Genomic DNA, 22213 nt, shown 5'->3' with positions numbered 1-22213 from the left:
TATCCCATGGTATCCGCTCGTTCCATCACCTCCGGTTTTGCCCGTCGTGATTTATTGCGAATTTTAATTGCAGTTGCATTAAGTGGCAATGCTTATGGCGTGTTTGCCAGCGATGATATTCAGTTTAATACCGATGTGCTGGATACCAAAGACCGCGCCAATTTTGACCTGAGCCAGTTTTCCCAACGTGGCTACATCATGCCTGGGAACTATAACTTATTGGTTAGTATGAATAAGCAGGAACTCAACGAGCAGCCGGTGGTGTTCTACGTCTCAGAGAAAGACCCAAAAAAGAGTGAGGCGTGTTTATCACCCCAGTTAGTTGAGTTACTGGCATTGAAAGAAGAAAACTTGAAAAAGTTGACCTGGTTGCGTGATGGGGAATGTCTAGATATCAGTAGCTTACCCGGCCTGACGGTGGAAGGTGATTTGGCAACTTCATCGTTGCATTTGAGTGTGCCGCAAGCTTGGTTGGAATATAGCGAACCGAATTGGGATCCCCCCTCTCGCTGGGAGGAGGGTATCCCCGGTGTGCTGTTCGACTACAACCTGTTAGGGCAGTTGAACCGCCAGCAAAACAACAATACCAGTAATAACACCTTGAGCGGGAACGGGACGACCGGCGCTAACTTAGGTGCTTGGCGGTTACGTGCTGATTGGCAGACCCGTATTGATCAGGTTTCTGGATCGCCAACAGAACGTCAATGGGATTGGAGCCGTTATTACGCCTACCGAGCTATCCCGAGTTTGGGGGCCAAGTTGACGTTGGGCGAGGATTTTCTGAACTCGGCCATCTTTGATAGCTTCCGCTTCAGCGGTGCTAGCTTGGCGACGGATGACAATATGTTGCCACCAAATCTGCGTGGCTATGCCCCTGAAATTACAGGGGTTGCACGAACCAATGCGCGAGTTATTGTCAGCCAGCAAGGGCGGGTATTGAGCGAAACTCTGGTGGCGGCGGGCCCTTTTCGGATTCAGAACTTAAACAGTTTTGTTTCTGGCACCTTGGATGTGCGGGTCGAAGAACTTGACGGACAAGTTCAACAATTTCAAGTGAATACCGCCAGTATTCCTTATCTGACCCGCCCTGGCATGGTGCGCTATCGCGTAGCGGCGGGCAAACCGTCAGATATTGGGCATCGGGCTGAAGGGCCGGTGTTTGGTACCGGGGAGTTTTCCTGGGGGATCAACAGCGGCTGGTCACTGTTTGGTGGTGGGATCAGTGGTGAAAACGAGTATCAAGCGGCATCCATGGGGATCGGCCGTGATTTGATGGAATTTGGTGCGGTGTCGGTTGATATGACCCAGTCATGGGCAACATTACCGCAGCACGGCACCTTGAGTGGTGGCTCTTATCGGGTCAACTATTCGAAAAACTTTCAGGAAACAGGCAGTCAGGTGACATTCGCTGGCTATCGCTTCTCTGAACGTAACTTTATGAGCATGACTGAATATCTTGATGCGCGCTATCGCGGTAATGATGTCGGTGGCAATAAAGAGATGTACACCATCAGCTTCAACCAGCAATTTCAGGATCTGGGACTGAGCGCGTACTTGAACTATAGCCACCAGACCTACTGGGATCGCTCGGCGAATGACCGCTATAACTTGTCGCTCTCTCGCTATTTTGATATCGGCAAAATGAAAAATATCAGTATGACCTTCTCGGCATACCGTAACCGTTATAACGATAGCAATGATGACGGGGTGTATTTGTCCATGTCTATGCCAATCGGTAACAGCGCAACCATCAGTTACAGCGCGACGGTGAGTGGCCGTGAAAATAGCCAGCGAGTGGGATATGCCGACCGTTTGGATGCCCACAATAACTACCAGATCAATACCGGCGTAGCACGTAGCGGCGCATTGGTTAGTGGTAACTATAACCACATTGGCAATAGTGCCGACATCAATGCCAATGCCAGTTATCAGGAAGGGCAATACTCTTCTGTTGGTTTAGGCATTCAGGGCGGGGCCACCATTACCGCTGAAGGCGGGGCTTTACACCGCGTAAATACCTTGGGTGGAACCCGGTTGTTGCTTGATACCCAAGGTGTGGCCGGTGTGCCAGTTCAAGGTTATGGCTCATCAATACGAACTAACCAGTTTGGTAAAGCGGTAGTCGGTGATGTGAATAGTTATTACCGCAACCGGGCCAGTATAGATATCGACAACCTGGCGGATGATGTTGAGGCCAGAGGAACCGTAGCACAAGTCACATTGACTGAAGGTGCTATTGGTTATCGCCGCTTTAATGTGATTTCCGGCGAAAAAGCGATGGCCATGATTCGCATGCCTGATGGCACATCCCCGCCATTTGGGGCCACCGTATTAAATGAAAATCAGCAAGAGACCGGTATTGTTAACGACGATGGCTCAACTTATCTCAGTGGGATCAACGCCGGTGAAAGCATGTCAGTAAACTGGAATGGGCAGGCGCAATGCCGCATCACCCTACCGCAGGCACTTTCTCCGGCAGTGCTGACGAATCTGTTGTTGCCTTGCCAGCCGATAGCGGCGGGTGATAAGCCTCCGGCACCACAACAGTAGAAAGGTTTGGTCATGGACCTGCGGATAACCGCCCGTTCAGACAGAGAGAAAACGATCGGCACCAGCAGGTTCTGACAAGATTAATTCGAAGGAAAAGGTAATGAAATTGAATAACAAATTGCGCATCACCGCCATTTTGGTGACGGCACTTATGGCTCAGCAAGCAACAGCCGCGATTGCTCTGGACAGAACCCGGGTAATCCTTAATGGCGGCGATAAGTCTATCAGTCTGAATATCAGCAACCAGAATAAGCAATTGCCTTATCTGGCACAGGGATGGATTGAAGATGAGCAGGGTAACAAGATCAATTCTCCGTTGACGGTGGTTCCACCGGTTCAGCGTGTAGAACCCGGCGCGATGAGCCAGTTAAAAGTGCAAAGCTTGCCTGCGGTGAATCAATTGGCGCAAGACCGGGAAACCTTGTTCTATTTTAACCTGCGTGAAATTCCACCACGTTCGGACAAGCCCAATACCTTGCAGATTGCATTGCAAACGCGCATCAAACTTTTCTATCGCCCCGCCGGTATCGTGCCACAAAAGGCCGATATGTCGACACCTTGGCAGGAAAAGTTACAGCTGACTCGTCAGGGTGACCGTTACCAAGTTAATAACCCGACGCCATATTACATCACGCTAGTTGATGCCAGTGAGAGCAAAAATGGCAAAACAGCAGCAGATTTTAAGCCATTGATGATCGCACCCAAAGCGCAGGGCATGTTGGATGTCAGCGCCGCTGCATTAGGCAGTAAGCCGGTGCTGACTTATGTCAATGATTTTGGTGGCCGTCCAAAACTGATATTTGGTTGTACGGGCAGCACATGTTCCGTGGTCGAAAGCATCAAATAACAATGCGTTTTCGGGTACGGCATTAAAAGAGTGGGCGAATGTCAGGCTGGACGATGAATAAGGAAGATGGGATGACTGTTGTTGGTAGGGGAATAGTTACCCGGCTGGCCCCGATGGCCATGATGTCCATCATAGGGATGACCGCCATCGTAGCCACGGCGACATTTTTGAGTAGCTCAGCATGGGCATTAAATAAAACTGCGGCAGTCAATGTCTCGGTCACTATTTTTGCCACGCCGCCTTGTGTGATTAACAGCAATAACACGATTAACGTCAACTTTGGTGATGACCTTCTGACGTCGAATATTAACGGTGTTAATTATACAACGCCTGTGACCTATACGTTGAACTGTACTTCGGCGGCATCCAATGCGCTGAAATTGAGTATTAAAGGCAATGGCGCGAATTTTGATACCACGGTTTTGAGCACCACTAACTCAGCCTTGGGAATCAAATTGATACGTGATGGACAGCCACTGGCACTTAACGCGTCATCCAATTTTACTTATCCGAATGTTCCTGTATTGCAGGCAGTACCGGTTAAACAAACAAATGCCACGTTGAACACGGGCTATTTCTCCGGCACAGCAACTTTGGTTGTGGAGTACCAGTAATGAAAATTAATTCACTGATTTCACACTGTACCGCTGCGCTGGCACTGACATTCGGCAGTACGTTGGCTTATGCAGACAACATGCTGTTTTCCGGCACATTAATTAATCCACCACCTTGTGTGATTAATAGCGGGAATATTATAGATGTGCCATTCGGAGAAAATCTGGGTGTGAACAAGATTGATGGCATTAATTATACCCAAAATGTGCCTTACAGCATGACTTGTGAAACGGTCAGTAGCAGTTTGGAATTAGGCCTGACAATAGTGAGCGCATCTGTCACTACATTTGATCCCACTGCAATACAAACTGATGTTCAGGACTTGGGCATTCGGATACTAAAAAATGGCGTTCCTTTTGCACTGAACACCCGTATTAGTTATGACAAAAATAACCCGCCAGTACTTAAAGCCGTACCCGTTAAATCTACCGGTGCAACATTAAGTGAAGGCAGCTTTGAGGCTACCGCTACATTATTAGTGGATTATCAATAGGATCAAATGATGGCTAATTTAAATCTACTGATGTGCCGTGGGCGAATTCTTCTTAGCATTCTAATTTTAAATATTTTGGGTGCGGCCCCTGCATTCGCTGCTGACAATATGCGTTTTCACGGCGCATTAGTTGCCGAGCCTTGCACTATTCGCCCTGGTGATGAAGCAATTAGTTTGAACTTTGGTACTATCATCGATAAATATTTGTATTCGAATCAGCGTACTTCGGGAAAACAGTTTCAAATACATTTGGTAGATTGTGATATCAGCTTAGGTACCACTGCCAATATTATGTTTACGGGTAATGATAGTGTTAATTTACCTGGGTTGTTGGCTGTTGATGAAAGTGATGCTGGCATCGCTATTGGTCTGGAAACAATCGCCGGGAAACCTTTATATCTGAATCAGTCGAGTGACGATATCGCCCTTGATACAGGGAATAACATTATTACCTTGAAAGCTTATGTTCGCGGTGAACCCGAGGCGATATCTCAACGTACTATTAAACGCGGTGAGTTCAATGCAGTCGCGACATTTAATCTGCAATATTATTAATGGGATTCCCCCTCTAATTTTATTTCAACACGAATATGTTAACGCTGAAATTTATTATCAACAGGTTAAATGCGGATAGAGACAATGGAACTTAAACGAATGGAACAGCCTAATATGCGCTTAAGTCATAAATATTGCTGGCTAATCGCTTGCGTGCTGTTTTTATTTCCGCTTTATAGCCAGGCCAGTGCCTGGGTGTCGACACAAACGCGAATCGGCGGCCAATATACTGGAACATTCTCTTGGCCAACTGAGGAGCTGAATACTGTACTTTGTTCATCGTCATCTTGCTCAGTGGCAATATGTCACTATTCCACTCTTGAAAGTGAGCGGTGTGTTAACCCGAGCTCTGCTTTAACACGAGTCACTGTTGGTCAGGGGGCAACGGCAGAAACGATGAGGAATGCGTTTGTTGCCAGGAATGGAGCCTCGGGAACTTGGGCTACAATAACCCCGGTGTTGAGCTCATCAAATACTTGTTTTGGCATCATATATTGGCAAGGTGCTGGCGATTTAAACTTTACCGGCAATTTAATTCCAGGCTCTTATTGTGGCGCGGTTCCGCCGACGCCAGAAACCTGCGAAGTTACCGGTGATGTTTATATAAACCATGGTTCGCTTAATCAGCAAGATGTAAATGGCGCAATAAAAAGTGAACCGATAGTGATCAATTGTACGGTCAGCACAACAGTGAAATTAACTCTGGTAGGGGGAACGAGTATTAACCTTGGGCAGAATGGTAACTTAACATCAACACTGAAAGTATCGGGCCAGGATTTGTCTAATGGTGTTTCGGTCACTGCTGGAGTGGGGAATTCATCTTTCCTGATTGAGTCAACACTGCATGCTCCAGCATTACCTGATGCAGGTAATTTCTCCGGTAGCGGCGTGGTAATTATGTCATATTATTAAATTGAAATTGATATGCACTCATCAGTTGAGTGCATAATTATTATGAATATAAAATAGCGTCTTTAATTCGCTATTTTATATTTGTCAGTCGGCGTGGTTACTGTTATATATGGCAGGAATCTCCCGTGGTATTTATTTATATATATCCATATTAAATAAATACTGTTTTTAGGTTGTAATGTATTGCATTAATATAGTATAAATTTGTCGCGTTAGATTAATTGGGTTTTAGCTATAACCTAAAAATGAAACGCATACTTCAATGGGCTATTAAATAAATAGGCTATAAATTTTTCTTTTAAGGATTTTCTCATGAAAAAAATGAACATGGCAGTTGCAAATACAATCGTTGGTGGTACTGGTCAAACTTGTAAAGATACTTTCCAGTGGCAGACTAGCGGTACAACTGCAACTTGCAAGGCAGTCACTACTTGTACTGATAAGCACGGTAAAGTATTAAGCACCACTTCTGCACCTAGCAATATCGCTAACTGCCGTTAATTAAGTATTCGTTAGTTTTTATCGATATTTAATTGTATCCCAGGCAAGTGTGGGAGGTATTACTGTACTTGCCTGATTTGTTTTTTAACCAGTGTTATCGATGCTTAAATTCAAGAATTTTCGCATTAACTGAATATTAGAAAGATTATTTTGCGGGCATATATGTCATCTGATGGTGTTTATGTCTTACCTGAACTCTGATTGTGAATAAAACTGACTATGTCTACTGAAAAAAATATGTTTAGGAGTAAGGGATTCTTTATAGGCTACACACTGTTAGTTATCCTTATTTCTTCATTGATAACAACGGCCTATTTCCACTATTTCGTCCTCAATCAAGATGCGCAGGAAACCCTATTCGCTGTCAGCGGCAGTGACATTGAAAACAGCCCCATTAAAGACGATAAAACTATTATCGAGATTTTCTCTTATGGCTGTCATTACTGCGCCATTAATGAAGAGAATGTCACCCAATTAGAAAACCGCATGCCAGAAGGGACGCGTTTTGTTCGCCTGCATATCAGCAGTGATAAAACCACGGGTCTGGGGCGCTTCGCACCTATTTTCGCTACTTTATCCGTCATGGGTATTGAACCGCAACATCGCCAAAGTGCATATAAAGCGGTGCTCGAAGACAACATTGACCTGAGTGACAGCAACCAACTCGAAACCTGGCTAAAAGCCAATGACATTGATGTCGCTAAATATCAGCAAGTGAGCCAGTCGGCTGAAGTCAAAGAATTGATCGCGTATATGACGGCAGTGACCGCGCATTACAAGATAGACGCCACCCCGTCCTTTATTGTTGGCAAAAAATGGATAGCACTGCAGGACCGTGAATTCCCTGCATTCTCAGACCATCTCTTGTCATTACTCGAGCACGATAAGGCGCTGGAGAAATAATGAGACTGTTAGCCGTATGGGGCTATTTTGCCTGGCGAAACCAGCTGGATAAGCTGGCTTTAAGTGGGCGCTTACTTGCCCGCGGGCAGGCCAATATAGCGGTTTGGCTGCTACGGCACGGTGATTATCGTTTCTTACTGATGCTCGGTGCTTTGCGCCGGGCTTTAGGCTTGGTTTCACGGCGTCAGAAAAATCTGGCGCGAGTGGCGGCGGCGAACAGCCAGTGCTTGCTAAATGGCCAAATTAGCCCATCTGCCAAGCGTTTTATTCGTACCGCACAGCGCCGCCAAGTATTGGAACTGGCCGCCACTTATGGCCAAAATCGGCAGGTTTTGGCCCAGTTAGCGGCGTGCACTCAGCACTTAAACCACCAGGTGAAAGCTCTGCATGAAGCGGGTTCGCCGGTTATTCTCGCGCCCTTGCACATGGTCTCTGATGTACTGGCTGGCATGGTGGGCGCTAATACCTATCCGGGGCAGGCCACCGTGGTTGTTTCAGCCAGTGCGCAGGCTTATGAAGAGCAGGCACGGCAGATGGGTGGCGTGAATATTTCCTATTGTTCCATCCATGCTGACAGCCGTGCAATCGCCGGTAACCTGATGGACGCTATCATGGAAGCCGCGGAACATAAGCGCAACATTATGATTTTTCCCGATATTACGCCGGATTATACCGTCAATAACCAGCCAGCAGAAACGGCAAAAATGCCCTGCCAACTGTTTAATCGCCCGGCCAATTTACACAGCGGTATTATTCGCTTGGCAAGAGCACTTTCCGCCCAAGTGGTTTTTTATTATCTGTATTACGACAAAGAAATAAAAATACAAATTTATCCTGCACTTAGTGCGCGGGAAGTGAAAAATAAATTACCTGAATTGATTGAAACATCAATGACGCAGCATCCGCAGGATTGGCTGCTATGGCACTCACATTCGTTATTTTTTATTAATGAATAATGTCACTTACCAAGAATAGTAGAAAATGGAAAAGATAATCCCAACGCTAGTTTTTCAAAGCGAAACCAATGAATGCGGTTTGGCCTGTATTGCGATGCTGGCAGAGACGCAAGGCATCAATGCACCGCTGGAAAGCTTGCGTGAGCGTTATCCTGCCTCTGGGCATGGCACGTCACTGGCCACGCTTTGTACTATTTTGTCTGAGTTGGCCATACCGGCTTATCCGGTGGTGTTTGAACATCAGGAACTGTCGGCTTTACCGCTGCCCGCTATCTTGCATTATGGTGCTAACCACTATGTGCTGCTGGCTTATCGCAAAGGTAACTATGTCTGTGTGATGAACCCAGCTATCGGGCAGCAATTATTACCGCTGGATGCATTAAAAGCTGAAATCAGTGGCTATGCGCTGGTGCTGGATACGGAAACGCCAGCCTCGCCTGATGCGCTGAAAAAGATTGAACACAGTAAGCGACTCAGTGCGCTTGATTGCATGAGCTTGAAAGAAACCGCCAGTATTCGCGGTATCTACTGGCTGATGACGCTGGCATTTTTGATCTCGCTGACGCTGTTTATTATGCCGACCATGGTAAGCAGTGCCATTAATGATGTGTTCTCCTCGGCGGGCGATAAAGATTTCCCTTATTTCTATTTTCTGCTGGCTTTTGTGGTTTCCACATCACTCGCTTTTTGTGTGCGATATATCACTGAGCGTTATATTAAACACTTTGTGGTGCTCAACAGTGTGGCGGGCTTCTCCCGTTTACTCAGCCATTCGCTTAATTTCTTTGATAAGCGAGCGCCGGGTGACATTTTCAGCCGGTTTTCAAACTGGCAGATGGCTGCTACCCAAAAAATCGAACTGGATAACGGCCTGCGCACTGACTGGATAATCGGCGCGATTGCGCTGGCGGTGATGTGCTATATGAGCCCGCTGTTAGCAATGGTATCTGCTATCGGCGTCATGCTCATGGGCCTTATCAGTATTTGGGCTATTTACCGTGACCGTTATTACACCCAGCAATTACAGGTAAAAAGTGCCGAGCAAAGTGATTTTATTCTGGAAACCATTCAGGGTTTTTCCACCATTAAATCTGCCGGTTTGTCCAGCCAACGCCAGGGGGTGTTTGCCGGCTTGGCATTGTCACTGTTTAGCGCGTTACAGAAAAAGAAAATCTACGATCAGGTTAAAAATAGCCTGTATCAGCTGATTGGCAGTTTGGAAATGGTGTTCTTTATGCTGCTGGCCCTGCCGCTATTGAAGCAAGGGACGCTGAGCTTGGGCGAATTCTTTGCCTACAGTTTTGTGCGCGAGATTTTTACCTCGTATATCACCAAGATTTTCTATGCAATTTTGCAGAAAAACCAATTACATGTCATTGATATCCGCGCGCGCGATCTGTTCCCAGCCGGGCAACCAACACCGCCGGAGCAGAGTTCATCAGTGCCCAAAGCGCCGCCGACATTTGCCCACTCGCTAGTCTATCAGGACATTTGTTTTGCCTACGATGCCAGCCAGCCGGTATTGCGCGATTTATCGCTATCACTCACGCGCGGGCAGAGTGTGGCAATTATTGGTGAATCTGGTGCTGGGAAAAGTACCTTGCTGAAAGTGATGGCAGGGTTGATGCCGCCACAGCAAGGGCAGGTATTGGTCGATGGGGAAGCGGTTGATTTCCAACAGGCACATGCGCTGTTCTTCCTGCAAAGTCAGGAAGATATCTTGTTCAATGCCTCGGTATTACAAAATATCACTTTATTTGATGGGCATCTGGATAGCGAAAAACGCCAGCGAATTGAGCGCTCATTACACGGGCTGCAATTAAGCCATGTCATCGATAAGTTGCCTGGCGGCGTCAACGCGCTGGTGCGCGAAAGCCATGCTGCACTCTCTTTGGGCCAGCGCCAGCGGCTATTATTGGCTCGCGCCATGTACAGCGACTGCCCGGTTTTGGTGCTGGATGAACCCACCGCTAACTTGGATGAAAATACCGCCCAACAGGTGATGCAAGCTTTGCTTGCGCATTGTCGTGACTATCAAAAAACGTTGATAACCGTGACACACAGTGAAAGTGTCTTGCCGATGTTTGACCGGGTTTTCCGTTTAAATGACGGCCAATTGGTGCGTTATGCTCAACCTGTGGCATTAAGCCGCCTGACACCTGCGGCGGTTAACTAATGCGTACCAAACTGACGAACAAGAAGCGGCAACTCATCCTGGCCCTGTTGATGATATTGCTACTGATTATCAGCGGTGTTATTGCCCTGTCGTTATCAGGTCGCCAGCAAGAGGTGCCGCCGTTAACCGAGACTATTGGCCTTGGCGATATCGAAAGAAATGTCATGGCCACTGGCAGTTTAAAACCCTCATTGCAGGTGAATGTTGGGGCGCAGGTCAATGGCCAGTTAACCAAACTTTATGTCAAACAGGGTGACCGTGTTACCCGTGGTCAGTTATTAGCGGAAATAGACCCGACCTTGCAGCAAAACGAGCTGCGCAAATCGGAAGCAGAATTACAGAGCGCGCAAGCCCAGAAGCAGGCGAGCCAGGCTCTGTTGCGCCAATATTTGCTTGAGTTCCGCCGTCAGCAGACGTTGACAAAGGAAGGCTCCGGTGTCAAAAGTGCGCTGGAAAAAGCCCAAGCACAATACGACAGCCAGCTCGCGCAATTGCATGTTAATGAAGCACAAATCGTGCAAAGCCAAATGGCATTGGAAACGGCAAAAGCCAATCTGGGCTTTACCCGCATCATGGCACCTATTGATGGCGAGGTGCTGGGTATCGTCACCAAAGAGGGGCAAACCATTGTCTCTTCACAAACTGCACCGACCATTTTGGTGTTAGCGAATGTCGATACCATGACGGTACACACGCGCATTTCAGAAACCGATATTCTCAAAGTGAAAGCAGGGCAGCCGCTGTGGTTCTATGTGGTCGCTGACCCCGAGCGCCGCTATGAGAGCCAAATGGATGCCATTCAGGAGGCGTCGGCAGAAAGTTTGCGTGAGGACAGCTCCGGTTCAGCGAATAGTCAGCAACCCTCAGCCGTGTATTACAACGGCATATTTAACATTGCCAACCACGCCCGACTATTGCGCACATCAATGACTGCTCAGGTATTTATTATTACCGCACAGGCGAAAAATGTGCTGCGGGTGCCACTGTCTGCATTGGGTGAGCAGCAACCTGATAAGCGCTATCGCGTTCAGGTTATCAAAGACAAACAGACCGCGGTGCGCTGGGTATCTGTTGGTTTGCGCGATAGTCAGTTTGCCGAAGTGAAAGCGGGGCTGGCGCAGGGTGAGCAGGTGCTGCTGTTGGGGACGCCAATGGGGGCTAGCAATGAACATTAATGCGGTTCATCCTGCGGATCCTCACGGTAAACCGTTGATTCAGCTCAACGGAATTTATCGCCATTTTGCCTCTGGTGCAGAATCTGTGGCGGTGCTCAAAAATATCTCATTGTCGATTCACCGTGGTGAAATGGTGGCAATTATTGGGGCCTCTGGCTCGGGTAAGTCAACATTGATGAATATTATTGGCTGTCTGGATAAGCCCACCGAGGGTGAGATGTCGATTCATTCTATCTCAACGCGGCAGGCCAGCAGTGAGCAACTGGCGCAATTACGCAGCCAGTACATCGGCTTTATTTTTCAGCGCTACCACCTGATGCCGTATTTAACCGCCACTGAGAATGTGGTTATCCCGGCGCTTTATACCGCCATGACGGCGACCGAGCGCCAAGAGCGGGCGGAATATCTGTTGCGCCGTTTGGGGCTGGGCCAGCATTTGCTGCATAAACCGGCGCAGCTCTCCGGTGGTCAACAGCAGCGGGTCAGTATTGCCCGTGCCTTGATGAATGGTGCCGGTATTATTCTGGCGGATGAACCCACTGGTGCGCTCGACAGCAGCAGCGGCCAGGAGCTGATGGGGATTTTGCATAGCCTGCACCAGTCCGGCCACACCATTATTATCGTCACCCACGACCGCAATATTGCCAATCAGGCGCAGCGCATTATCGAAATTAGTGACGGTGAAATTATTGCTGATAACAATAATGAGGCTGTGGGTACGACCGTCGTTCAGAGCGCATTGCCAAGCCCGGTGGCTACTGGCCGCCCGCACTGGTGGCTGAGTGTTAGAGAGGCTATCAAAATGGCGTGGCGCGCGCTGCTTGGGCATCGAATTCGTGCCTTTTTATCGATGCTTGGCATCATTATCGGCATTTCGTCGGTGGTCTCCTCTATGGCGGTAGGTGAGGGCGCTCGACAGGAAATTCTCAATGAAATTAGTCAATTGGGTACCAGTAATTTGGATGTTCGCCCGGGGCTAGGGTGGGATAAACCGCGCCCTGATTTTGAGCGTTCTCTTTCGCTGGCGGATGTTGAGCTGCTACGTCACCAACCTTACGTCGACAGTCTGTCTCCGGTGGTCAGTAAAATGGTCGCCGCTGTTCGTGGCGACAAGCAAGTGATGATTTCACTCTCCGGGGTCAGCAACGGTTTCTTTCAGGCGAAAGGGCTGAGTTTCATGGCGGGCGATGGTTTTTCCCAACACCACGTTAATGCGCGTGAGCCGGTGGTTATCTTGCAACCTGAACTGCGCGATACCCTGTTTGCTGGCGGGGAAAACCCGATTGGCGAGATTGTTCAACTCGATGGCATTCCATTGCGTGTGATTGGGGTGGCCAAACGCGGCGGATCGTCATTCGGCGGGCTGTTGGCCGCTTGGATGCCTTATACCTCACTGACTGAGCGGATTTCAGGTGATATTCCATTGGAATCAATAGCTGTGCGGGTCCGCGATGGTTACAGGCTGAATGATGTGCAACATGATGTTGAAAAGGTGCTGGAAAGCGCCCACGGGCAGCGGGATTTTTTCATTCTGAGCAATGACCAGATGAGCAAAGCGATTCAAAAAACATCTGACTCAATGACACTGTTGATAACCTCGATAGCTGCTATCTCACTGCTGGTGGGCGGGGTAGGCGTGATGAATATCATGTTGGTGTCGGTGACTGAACGCACCCATGAAATTGGCATTCGCTTGTCGGTCGGTGCGCGCCCGAGCGACATCATGACCCAGTTCCTGATTGAAGCGGTGGTAATTTGCACCCTCGGTGGCCTGATTGGGATTATTGGCTCGGCGCTGGCGGGGGTGGTTTTCTCCTGGGCCACGCAAGAATTCACCATGATTTTCACTTGGCCGCCGTTGGTCTTGGCTTGCAGTTTCTCTGCGCTTATCGGGTTGGGATTTGGCTTTTTCCCAGCGCGCAATGCTGCTCGTTTGCATCCCACGGAGGCATTGGCTCGAGAATGAGGAAATTAATCAACATCAGGATTATCGCCTTAGTATTGAGCAGCCTAGTGATTGCGGGTTGTGGTTCATTACTGAAAAGTGAATATCAGCGGCCCATGCTATCAGTTCCCGATGAATGGCGGGTTAAAGATACGGGCGGTGGATACCTGCATCACAGTGTGCACTGGTGGGAGAATTTCGATGACCCGCAATTGTCAGCCAGCATCAGTAGCATGTTAGTGAGCAATAACGATTTGGCGGCCGCGGGCTTGAAGTTACAGCAGGCGCGTTTGACGGCGGGGTTGACCAATACCAACTTGACTCCGGATGTCACCTTGACCGGCGCGGGCAGTAACACGCGCTCGCTGCATGAAAATACTCAGCCGCGAGAGAGCTACAGCACCTCGCTTGGGCTGAGTTATGAGTTGGATCTGTGGGGCAAACTGGCCCGTGCCCGTGAGCAATCTGCCTGGTTGGTCAATGCAACCGAGCAAGATAGGCAGGAGACCGCACTGTCACTGATTGGCACCACCGCTGACCTGTATTGGCAGATTGCTAAATTCAATCAGCAGTTGGGCTACCAGCAGGCCGCACTGGCTATCTCACAAGATACGCTCAAGATAGTGCGCTCACGATTGGCGGCAGGGGATGCCAGTGAAATTGAACTGTTGCAAGCACAACAGACCCTACTGGAGCGCCAGAATCAGTATCAAAATCTCGAACAACAGCGCGAAGCTGCACGTAATGCCATGGCATTACTGTTTAACCGCGCGCCCGATTATCGTCAGGCCGAGCGCCAATCCCTGGATTTACAGCAGCAAGTGGCGATAGCGGAAAGTGTGCCATTACAAATCATTGCTCAGCGCCCAGATGTGCAGGCCGCCGAGTGGCGTTTGCGCGCGGCATTAGCCGGTTCGGATGTGGCGAAACTGAATTTCTACCCGACACTTTCGCTGGGCGCGACGTTGGATGCCGGTAGCGCGGTGTTTTCCCAATGGTTTAGCAACCCGAGCAGAACACTCAGTGTTAACAGCGCCTTGCCTTTCTTACAGTGGAACACGGTGCAGCTCACCATCGAGCAGTCAAAGCTGGATGTGAAATTGGCGGCGGTAGATTTTCGCAGCAAAGTTTACAGCGCGCTTAAGGATGTCGATGACGCCATGACGGCGCGGTTGAGTTATCAGCAACAAAAACAAAATCAGTGGCAGAACCTGCAACTGAGTCAACGTCGACTCAGCCTGACGAACAGCCAATATCAAGCAGGTGCCGTTTCATTTCAGACCTTACTGGATGCGCAGGATGCCCTGCTGACCAGTGAAACCAGTTTGCTTGAACTTCAATATAACTATCTGAATGCCACCATGAAGTTATGGTTAGCACTAGGTGGCGGTGTTGATAACAGCAGGGACAGTAAAGGAATTAAATCATGACGAATACAGTTAAACAGCGCCGGGTGGTTGTCACCGGTTACGGCAGTGTGACTCCGATGGGCATGACTGCGGAACAAAGCTGGGCCGCCATTATGGATTACAAATTGGGTTATCGTTTTTACGATAAATCTGAGCAGGGGATCAAATCGCGCTTTTTTGGCCTGCTGGATGCTGAACCTAATCTGAAGTCAGTTCCTGCCGCTATCCGCCGCCGCCTGCCGCGCTATGCCCGGCTGGCACTGGCTGCCGCCCGCGAAGCAATGGCGATGGCATTCGCTGAGAAGTCCCCGGCGGATTATTACGATTTGCTTGATTGCGGCACCATCATTGGCAGCGGCTGGGCCGGTCAAGACGAAACTCATGATAACTATGAAGGTTATCTGGAAACCGGGCTGGGCACACCGTTCGGCTGTTTCTTGTCGATGCCGAATGCCGGTACTGCTGCATGCAGTTTGTACTGGGGGCTACGTGGCTATCAGAACTCTCCCATTGCCGCCTGTGCGACGGGCACGATTGCCATTGGCGATGCATTTGAAATCATTCGCAGTGGGCGAGCCTCCATGATGTTGGCGGGGGCGGGGGAATCGCTACGCAGTGATGCGGCGGTATGGAATATCGATATTTTAGGTGCATTGGCGCGCGAACAAGACGATGCCAGCAAAGCCAGTTGCCCATTTAGTTTGGATCGCAATGGTTTTGTCTTGTCCGAAGGCGCGGCGGTGTTGTGCTTGGAAGAGCGCGACGGGGCGATAGCCCGTGGTGCCAATATTTTGGGCGAAATTAAAGGTTACGGTAACTATTCCGATGCATTTGATTTCACCGCACCGGCGGAAGACAAAGTGGCTCGGGTAAAAACTATTCAGCATGCCTTGCAGCAAGCGGGTTTGAATGCCGATGAGATTGATTACGTGAATTTGCACGGCACCTCGACTCAGCTTAATGATCTGAATGAAACTCAAGCGATTAAACAGGCTTTTGGTGCAGCGGCTTATACTACGCCACTGTCCAGCACCAAATCCTATTCTGGCCATTTGATTGCAGCCGCGGGCAGCTTCGAATCCATTATTTGTCTGCAAGCTTTGCAACATCAGTTGATGCCAGCCACCTGTAATCTGAAAAATGCGGATCCGCAGTGTGATCTTGATTACATCAGTGAGGGGCATCGGCCAAAAGCCTTGCGCAATACGCTAAACCTGAGCTTCGGGTTTGGTGGGGCCAATGCCGCATTGGTTATTGGGCTGGCTTGAATATGACCTTTAACTACAACTACAACCTCAGTGATGCTGAACGTTGGGCTGAGTTTTCCGGTGACTACAATCCGATCCATTTTGATCTGCAACATGCACAGCGCCTGGGGCTGCAACAACTCACCGTCCACGGGATGCGCGCGATGCTGGATATTAAATATCAGCTTAGCGCCGCGTTATTACCGCTCTTACCGCCAGTGGAATTTCTGCGTTTTAATGCCAGATTACGCCAGCCCGTACAGTGCCATACCTCGTATCAATTGCAAGTCGGTGAAGCCGCCGGGCAGGCGAGTGGTAATTTGATTGATATTGGCAGTGGTGAAAGTTGTTTTACCGGCAAGCTGCGCAGTGCGCCAGCATTGGTGCAGGCCGACCAGCAACCCTGGGTTTGCTTGGCGGCGGACGATGTTTTTCAATTGAGTCAGCAATTCTCGGGCGATGCATCGCAACCTGCTGAGTGTTGGGGTTTTTTTGATGCGCTGCTGTTTAAATTGCTGGTCGCCGCGCCACAAACATTGGCGACCGCCAAACAGGTATTACCGGGGATTGAAGCCGAGACCTTGATTGATGTTTTCAAGTCTGTGCCGGTTATCCAGACTCATCATGATGTGCATTTTAGTGCGGATTTACTGCGCATTAATAACCCGAATATATTTGTCCGCAGTGCACTGCACTACGCCATCGAGCCGACACTTATCGTCGGCAACCCTGATGATGGCTGGGTCTTGCGTGCGGCTATTGCAGCCCGTTCAGATTTAGGGCCATTAATTACCACCGCGGTAACATTGAAAACGTGGCCGTCAGCCGCGCATTAAAAAAGGATAAGACCATGGAAAAGTATCAACACGTTTATGACACCGTATGTGAAATGTTGTGTGACGCCAAAGACTTAGAAATGTCGGCTTTGTCGCCAACCATGCCCCTGCATCAATTAAAACTCGACAGTCTCGATTATGTTGAATTGATGGTGCTGGCAAAACGCGAATTTGGCGCGACGCTAAATGCTGAGATGTTTATGGACAATCCAGACATGACTTTAGGCGAACTTTGCCAGAAGTTGGCCGAGCAGAAGAAATAATATTATGAGCAGGCAATGGGTGTTAATTACAGGGGGAAGCCGTGGCATTGGCCGCGCATTGGTCGAAGAGCTGGCCAAAGAGTGGGATGTTGTTTTTACCTGGCGCAATGGTGAACAACAGAGCCGTGATGTCATCGACGGCTGTGAAGGGCTCGCCGGTAGGGTCACTGGTTATCGCTGTGACGGCAGTAATGAAGCGGAAGTTGATGCGCTAGCCCCACAATTGTTAGAAAAATATGGCCCGCCCGGCGCGGTCATTCATAACGCGGGCATTACCGGTGATAGCTTACATATCCAACAGAATGGTGATAATTGGCGCAATGTTCTGGATACCAATCTCAATGCCATTTTTTACTGGAATAAACATCTATTGCCACCAATGATGATGCAGGGCGAGGGGGCAATTTTGTTGATGTCTTCAGTGACCGCCATCAAAGGCAATATTGGACAAAGCGCGTATGGCGCGAGTAAAGCGGCAATGCTGGGTCTTGGTCGTTCGCTGGCACTTGAGATGGGGCGCTTTAATATTCGGGTGAATTGTTTGCTTCCAGGGATAATTGACAGTGATATGACACGCGACATGCCTGCGGATGCCTTAAAAGGATTACGTAAACAGATCCCATTACGACGTTTGGGTAATGCACAAGAAGTTGCTCGTGTCAGCGCCTTTATGATAGGCAATGACAGCCGCTATATGACCGGCCAAACCTTGGTGTTAGATGGCGGATTAACGGCTTAATATCGTGATGAGCATTGCCATGGAGGGCAATCACATTGCGCAGACACATAATTGCCAGCCCAGTGAGCTGGCATACAGAAATAACTTATTCAGAAATATGCCATTTATGGGCTAATGTGGATTTTGTTTCGCCATTTAGCCACTGGTTTACTTCACTGAGTAAAGGCTGATTATCTTGCGCCATCATATACACTTTATAGCTGCCTGTGCCGGGTAATATTCCAGTCGTTGCGACGCAAAATACGCCCGGTTCTTTGTTTTGGTAATAATCCCCTTCAATTAAGTCAGTGAACATAATATCTGCACTTTGATCTCGGACCCCCTGCAAATTAGCCACGTTATCTTTAGTGCGGATAACTTGTGCTTTCTTAATATTAGTATCGACAAAAGATTGGTTAGTCCCTCCCGGATTGACAATAACTTTCACTGTTGCGCGGTCAATAGATTCTAACGTGGGGAATTTTTTGGATTGCTGACAATTGGCTAACGCAATTTTGCCATTCTTAACCACTGGGCTGGATAATGCGAATTGTGCTGCACGCGCAGGCGTTTCAGTGACACCGCCCATGGCAATATCAAATTTGTCTGCCGCTAAGTCATCAGATAGCGTTGGCCAACTACTGGGTACAAAATTGACTTTTAGCTTTAGGCTTTCACCTAGGGATTTTGCCATGTCAATATCGTAGCCGACCAGTTGCCCCTGTTTATCGTGAAAGGCTAAAGGTGCATAGTCACCCGGTACACCAATACGTAATTCCCCGCTTTGTTTAATTTCTTGCCAACTTTTTGCCAACACGGGTTGACTGCTGATTAATGCCACGACCATTATGCCCAAAGATAATTTATTCATTTTTATCCCTATTATTTTTATAAAAGTGTTCGTAGGATGATTGGGGAGGAAATAGCCTCCCCTTTATCAGTTGATGACACGAGATAATGGTTGTTATACCCAACCGTTAGCGCGGAACGTTTTCAGCACAGTGACGAAAGACATCATTTCTTCTGGTGTTCCTAAGGTAAGACGATTCCAACCAACCGCCGGGGGAAATTCACGCCCGACAAATACATGATATTCTTTCATGCGTTTTTGATAGGTTTTTACATCCCCGGGAACTTGGTGGAATATAAAATTTGCCTGAGAGGGAAGATAAGCCAATTTTAATTGATCCAGTGCCTGAGTCACTATACGGCGTGCCTGATCAGCCGACTGGCGGCTTTGTTGCACAAAAGATTTATCCTGCAATGAGGCCAATGCCGCTGCGGCTCCTGCGGTATTGGTATTATCCAATGAGACAAAGTTTTCTACTGCCGCAATCAATTGTGGATGCGCAATACCGTATCCGATTCTTAGGCCCGCCAGCGCGAATATTTTCGAGAATGTTCGGGTCACCAATACATTTTTGTGGCCTGCTTGCACTAATGCAATGGCACTGCGAAAAGCAGGATCACTGACAAACTCGGCATAAGCCTCGTCAATAATAAATAGTGTTTCCGGCGTGGCATTTTTAACCCAATCATCAATAAGATTCGATGGTGTGATGGTGGCTGTCGGGTTATTAGGGTTGCACAGATAAACTATCGAACGGCCATTGAAATCAGCAACTTTCTTTTGCATTGCTGGTAGGTTAAATGCCATTTCTTGGGTTAAAACAACTTTCTCGATCGGGATACCAAAAGGTTTGGCATAGAGCTCGGCATAGTTAAATGTTGGGTCTGGAACGACTAGCTGAATGGGGGTTTTATCTTGTTCAGCCTGACGAATAATTGCCTGAATTACTGCCTGAATAGTCTCTGAAGAGCCATTACCCAAAGAGACATTTTCATTTTGGAGCTGGTATTCTGTCGCTATGTTGGTAATCAATTTTTCGCGGGCCGCATCTGGATAACGGAATGCCGTAGGCAGGCTATCAATAATCGCCTGATGTGCATTAGGCGACATTCCCAACGAGTTTTCATTAAAATTAAGTAATAGCGGGTGCTGCTCACTGGGGATCAGTATTTTTGGGGCTATTTTAGTGCTTTTTGCCTGAGCGCTAGGAATAAAGCTACCTAACGTTAATCCTCCCAGTAATAAACCTGATGACTTTAAAAGTGTACGACGATCCATACTTAATTTCCCTTGGGTGATCTTTGTTACATTTTGTTATAAGTAAGGATGAGAATAGCTCGAGGTCTTATTTTTTGGCAATGTCTTTTATCGGAAACTCATTTTTTACCAGTTAGTTACAAGAAAATTCCTATCTATCATAAATTGGCTAGGACTAACTTCGTCAGTTAATGTTGAATGGGCGTAATGAGGATATGGTGTTATCAAGAGGAATATCCGCAGCTGAATGACGCCACGGATATTTATTACTATGACTTCTTGTTATTGATGTGGGATATATTCCCCAGTCAAACTTTCGAGGAAAGCAACAATATCTTTAATATCTTGGGGTGGCAGACTGGTGCCCACCTGATATTTAAGCATCATTTCAACCGCTTGATTTAAATCTTCGGCTTGAGCATCGTGAAAATAAGGTGCCGTCAGAGCCACATTACGTAGACCCGGTGTCTTAAAACGGTGCATATCGCGAGGATCTTTAGTGACATTAAAACGTCCATAGTCATCGGCGGTCAGATCTTTTGGCCGATCAGCAAAATACTGACCTTTTAATCCCATCAGATCATAGGATTGCCCGCCAATATTTTTACCGACATGGCAGGTATCGCATTTATTTTGCTGGAATAATGCCAGGCCATTTTTTTGGCTGGCTGTTAGGGCATTTGCATCACCTTTCAAATAGCGGTCAAAAGGACTATTCGGTGTGGTCAGAGTTTTCTCAAATTCGGCAATAGCATCAGTGATGGTGTGCTCGGAATAGCCTTGCGGATAAACTTGAACGAATTCCTGTGTGAGCTGCGCATCCTGTTGCAGTTTATTAATGATGTCATCCCACGATGTTGATGCCATTTCTACCGGATTCAATGGGGGGCCTCCGGCCTGCTGCTGTAAATCAGCGGCGCGACCATCCCAGAATTGATGCACATTGAACACGGCATTGAATACTGTCGGCGCATTAATTCCCCCTTTCTGACCATTAACACCGGTTGAGGTTGCCAGATTATCGACCCCGCCTTTTGAGAGTAAATGGCAGCTGGCGCAAGAAACGGTGTTATCACTGGACAAACGTGGGTCATGGAATAAACGGGAACCCAATGCGACTTTTTGACTGTCGACGGGTAAGGCATCTGGTAGCGGTTGCAATATTAGCTGTTGCATATCACTGCTGCTATTGGCAGGGTAATATTCTGCTCGTTGCGATTTAACCCAATCCAGAATTTGATTTCTTTCTTCAGCATTGAGACCTGAAGACCAGTGCAAAGCAGCAAAGCGTTGTGGGGGCATTTGCTCGCGAACAATAGCCGATTCGATTTTAGCTAAATCCGCTTCAGGTACCGTGCGATTTTCTTTAATTGCTAATAAGGTAGGCTCCAGTGAGAAATATTGGCTACCCTGTTGAATATCGTAATCCATGAGTTGTTTTACACCCGGAATGGCGGCATAAAACGGCAATGAGGCACTGCGAGTGTGACAATAATCGCAGCCCTTTTGATAAAACAGATCACTTATCTGTTGATGGGGTATTTTTATATTGCTCACCGAGGGGGTGGTAACGTGAGTTAATTTTTTTTCCTCGCTGATTAATGCGTGGCTGCGTGCGTTATCTGTTATGTAAATATACCCAGCGACACTAAGATAACCTGCAACTATCAGTATTCCTCCGCCAATTAGCCATTTTCTTATCACAGCAGCACTCCTTTGTCGGGTGGAAAGCGGTCATTCGCTTTCACATTTATGGTTTTATCCTGTCAATAACCATATTTATAAAATGGGATTATCGCTGGGCGGTGCTGAGCAGTGGTTGACCTTTATCAAGCTAGTAGGGCAGCTTTGCCTATCGTTGATATAGCCTGTGTCTATTGATGATGAAACAGTGGCGCAAGATAAAAATAGCGAGTAGCTACGACAGGCGCGATTGCGTCGGTTTTTGTGATGTCTGACACTCTTCCCCCAGTTCATCGTGATATTGCTCACAACAATTTATGCA

20 protein-coding genes are annotated in these 22213 nt (G+C 48.0%); 17 read left to right on the top strand and 3 right to left on the bottom strand.

The features are described from left to right. Positions 1 to 6: 6 nt before the first annotated feature. The 17 genes from D5F51_RS15035 (at position 7) to D5F51_RS14955 (ending at position 18122) form a co-directional block, all read left to right on the top strand. Positions 7 to 2550, top strand: coding sequence for an outer membrane usher protein (locus D5F51_RS15035; RefSeq protein WP_162301749.1), 2544 nt, complete (start codon positions 7 to 9; stop codon positions 2548 to 2550). A 100-nt stretch (positions 2551 to 2650) separates the two neighbouring features. Beyond that, positions 2651 to 3397, top strand: coding sequence for a fimbria/pilus periplasmic chaperone (locus D5F51_RS15030; RefSeq protein WP_025379420.1), 747 nt, complete (start codon positions 2651 to 2653; stop codon positions 3395 to 3397). A gap of 71 nt (positions 3398 to 3468) precedes the next feature. After that, the gene (locus tag D5F51_RS15025) at positions 3469 to 4011 is read left to right on the top strand and encodes a fimbrial protein (protein WP_129199369.1); all 543 of its coding nucleotides are present in this window, start codon (positions 3469 to 3471) and stop codon (positions 4009 to 4011) included. After that, on the top strand, positions 4011 to 4505 hold the full coding sequence (locus tag D5F51_RS15020) for a fimbrial protein (RefSeq protein WP_129197617.1): 495 nt from the start codon (positions 4011 to 4013) through the stop codon (positions 4503 to 4505). Before D5F51_RS15025 ends, D5F51_RS15020 begins: the two co-directional genes overlap by 1 nt. A 9-nt stretch (positions 4506 to 4514) precedes the next feature. After that, on the top strand, positions 4515 to 5060 hold the full coding sequence (locus D5F51_RS15015; protein WP_129199367.1) for a fimbrial protein: 546 nt from the start codon (positions 4515 to 4517) through the stop codon (positions 5058 to 5060). Between the two features lie 84 nt (positions 5061 to 5144). Next, positions 5145 to 5972: an MrpH family fimbial adhesin gene (locus tag D5F51_RS15010; RefSeq protein WP_025379416.1), complete on the top strand. Its 828-nt coding sequence runs from the start codon at positions 5145 to 5147 to the stop codon at positions 5970 to 5972. Positions 5973 to 6284: 312 nt separating this feature from the next. Next, a complete protein-coding gene (locus D5F51_RS15005; protein ID WP_129197615.1) occupies positions 6285 to 6473 on the top strand; it encodes a DUF4762 family protein in 189 nt (62 codons plus the stop codon). A 237-nt stretch (positions 6474 to 6710) separates the two neighbouring features. Then, on the top strand, positions 6711 to 7376 hold the full coding sequence (locus D5F51_RS15000) for a DsbA family protein (protein ID WP_025379415.1): 666 nt from the start codon (positions 6711 to 6713) through the stop codon (positions 7374 to 7376). Then, positions 7376 to 8332, top strand: coding sequence for a lysophospholipid acyltransferase family protein (locus tag D5F51_RS14995; RefSeq protein ID WP_129197613.1), 957 nt, complete (start codon positions 7376 to 7378; stop codon positions 8330 to 8332). Before D5F51_RS15000 ends, D5F51_RS14995 begins: the two co-directional genes overlap by 1 nt. A 25-nt stretch (positions 8333 to 8357) precedes the next feature. Then, the gene (locus D5F51_RS14990) at positions 8358 to 10508 is read left to right on the top strand and encodes a peptidase domain-containing ABC transporter (RefSeq protein ID WP_129197611.1); all 2151 of its coding nucleotides are present in this window, start codon (positions 8358 to 8360) and stop codon (positions 10506 to 10508) included. Continuing rightward, positions 10508 to 11683: an efflux RND transporter periplasmic adaptor subunit gene (locus D5F51_RS14985; protein WP_129197609.1), complete on the top strand. Its 1176-nt coding sequence runs from the start codon at positions 10508 to 10510 to the stop codon at positions 11681 to 11683. The genes D5F51_RS14990 and D5F51_RS14985 overlap by 1 nt, the downstream gene beginning before the upstream one ends. Next, a complete protein-coding gene (locus D5F51_RS14980) occupies positions 11673 to 13649 on the top strand; it encodes an ABC transporter permease (protein WP_129197607.1) in 1977 nt (658 codons plus the stop codon). Before D5F51_RS14985 ends, D5F51_RS14980 begins: the two co-directional genes overlap by 11 nt. Beyond that, positions 13646 to 15058, top strand: coding sequence for an efflux transporter outer membrane subunit (locus D5F51_RS14975; protein ID WP_129197604.1), 1413 nt, complete (start codon positions 13646 to 13648; stop codon positions 15056 to 15058). The genes D5F51_RS14980 and D5F51_RS14975 overlap by 4 nt, the downstream gene beginning before the upstream one ends. Beyond that, positions 15055 to 16305 carry a beta-ketoacyl-[acyl-carrier-protein] synthase family protein gene (locus D5F51_RS14970; RefSeq protein WP_025379409.1) on the top strand — a complete coding sequence of 417 codons (1251 nt, stop codon included), beginning with the start codon at positions 15055 to 15057 and terminating at the stop codon, positions 16303 to 16305. The genes D5F51_RS14975 and D5F51_RS14970 overlap by 4 nt, the downstream gene beginning before the upstream one ends. After that, positions 16302 to 17120 carry a MaoC/PaaZ C-terminal domain-containing protein gene (locus D5F51_RS14965; protein ID WP_129197602.1) on the top strand — a complete coding sequence of 273 codons (819 nt, stop codon included), beginning with the start codon at positions 16302 to 16304 and terminating at the stop codon, positions 17118 to 17120. Before D5F51_RS14970 ends, D5F51_RS14965 begins: the two co-directional genes overlap by 4 nt. A gap of 14 nt (positions 17121 to 17134) precedes the next feature. Further along, the gene (locus tag D5F51_RS14960) at positions 17135 to 17383 is read left to right on the top strand and encodes an acyl carrier protein (RefSeq protein WP_025379407.1); all 249 of its coding nucleotides are present in this window, start codon (positions 17135 to 17137) and stop codon (positions 17381 to 17383) included. Between the two features lie 4 nt (positions 17384 to 17387). Beyond that, positions 17388 to 18122, top strand: coding sequence for an SDR family NAD(P)-dependent oxidoreductase (locus D5F51_RS14955; RefSeq protein ID WP_025379406.1), 735 nt, complete (start codon positions 17388 to 17390; stop codon positions 18120 to 18122). 85 nt (positions 18123 to 18207) lie between these two features. Here D5F51_RS14955 and D5F51_RS14950 read toward each other — a convergent pair whose 3' ends face one another. The 3 genes from D5F51_RS14950 to D5F51_RS14940 form a co-directional block, all read right to left on the bottom strand. Continuing rightward, positions 18208 to 18972 carry a transporter substrate-binding domain-containing protein gene (locus D5F51_RS14950; protein WP_162301748.1) on the bottom strand — a complete coding sequence of 255 codons (765 nt, stop codon included), beginning with the start codon at positions 18970 to 18972 and terminating at the stop codon, positions 18208 to 18210. Positions 18973 to 19065: 93 nt separating this feature from the next. Further along, entirely contained in the window at positions 19066 to 20229 is a 1164-nt protein-coding gene (locus D5F51_RS14945; protein WP_025379404.1) for a pyridoxal phosphate-dependent aminotransferase, read from the bottom strand. 261 nt (positions 20230 to 20490) lie between these two features. Further along, a complete protein-coding gene (locus D5F51_RS14940) occupies positions 20491 to 21912 on the bottom strand; it encodes a cytochrome c peroxidase (RefSeq protein ID WP_129197598.1) in 1422 nt (473 codons plus the stop codon). Positions 21913 to 22213 lie beyond the last annotated feature (301 nt).

Origin of the sequence: Yersinia hibernica (genome assembly GCF_004124235.1) — a bacterium.
Classification (GTDB): domain Bacteria; phylum Pseudomonadota; class Gammaproteobacteria; order Enterobacterales; family Enterobacteriaceae; genus Yersinia; species Yersinia hibernica.
The sequence above is the reverse complement of the archived record's forward strand: the minus strand, read 5'-3'. Positions and strand labels throughout refer to the sequence as shown.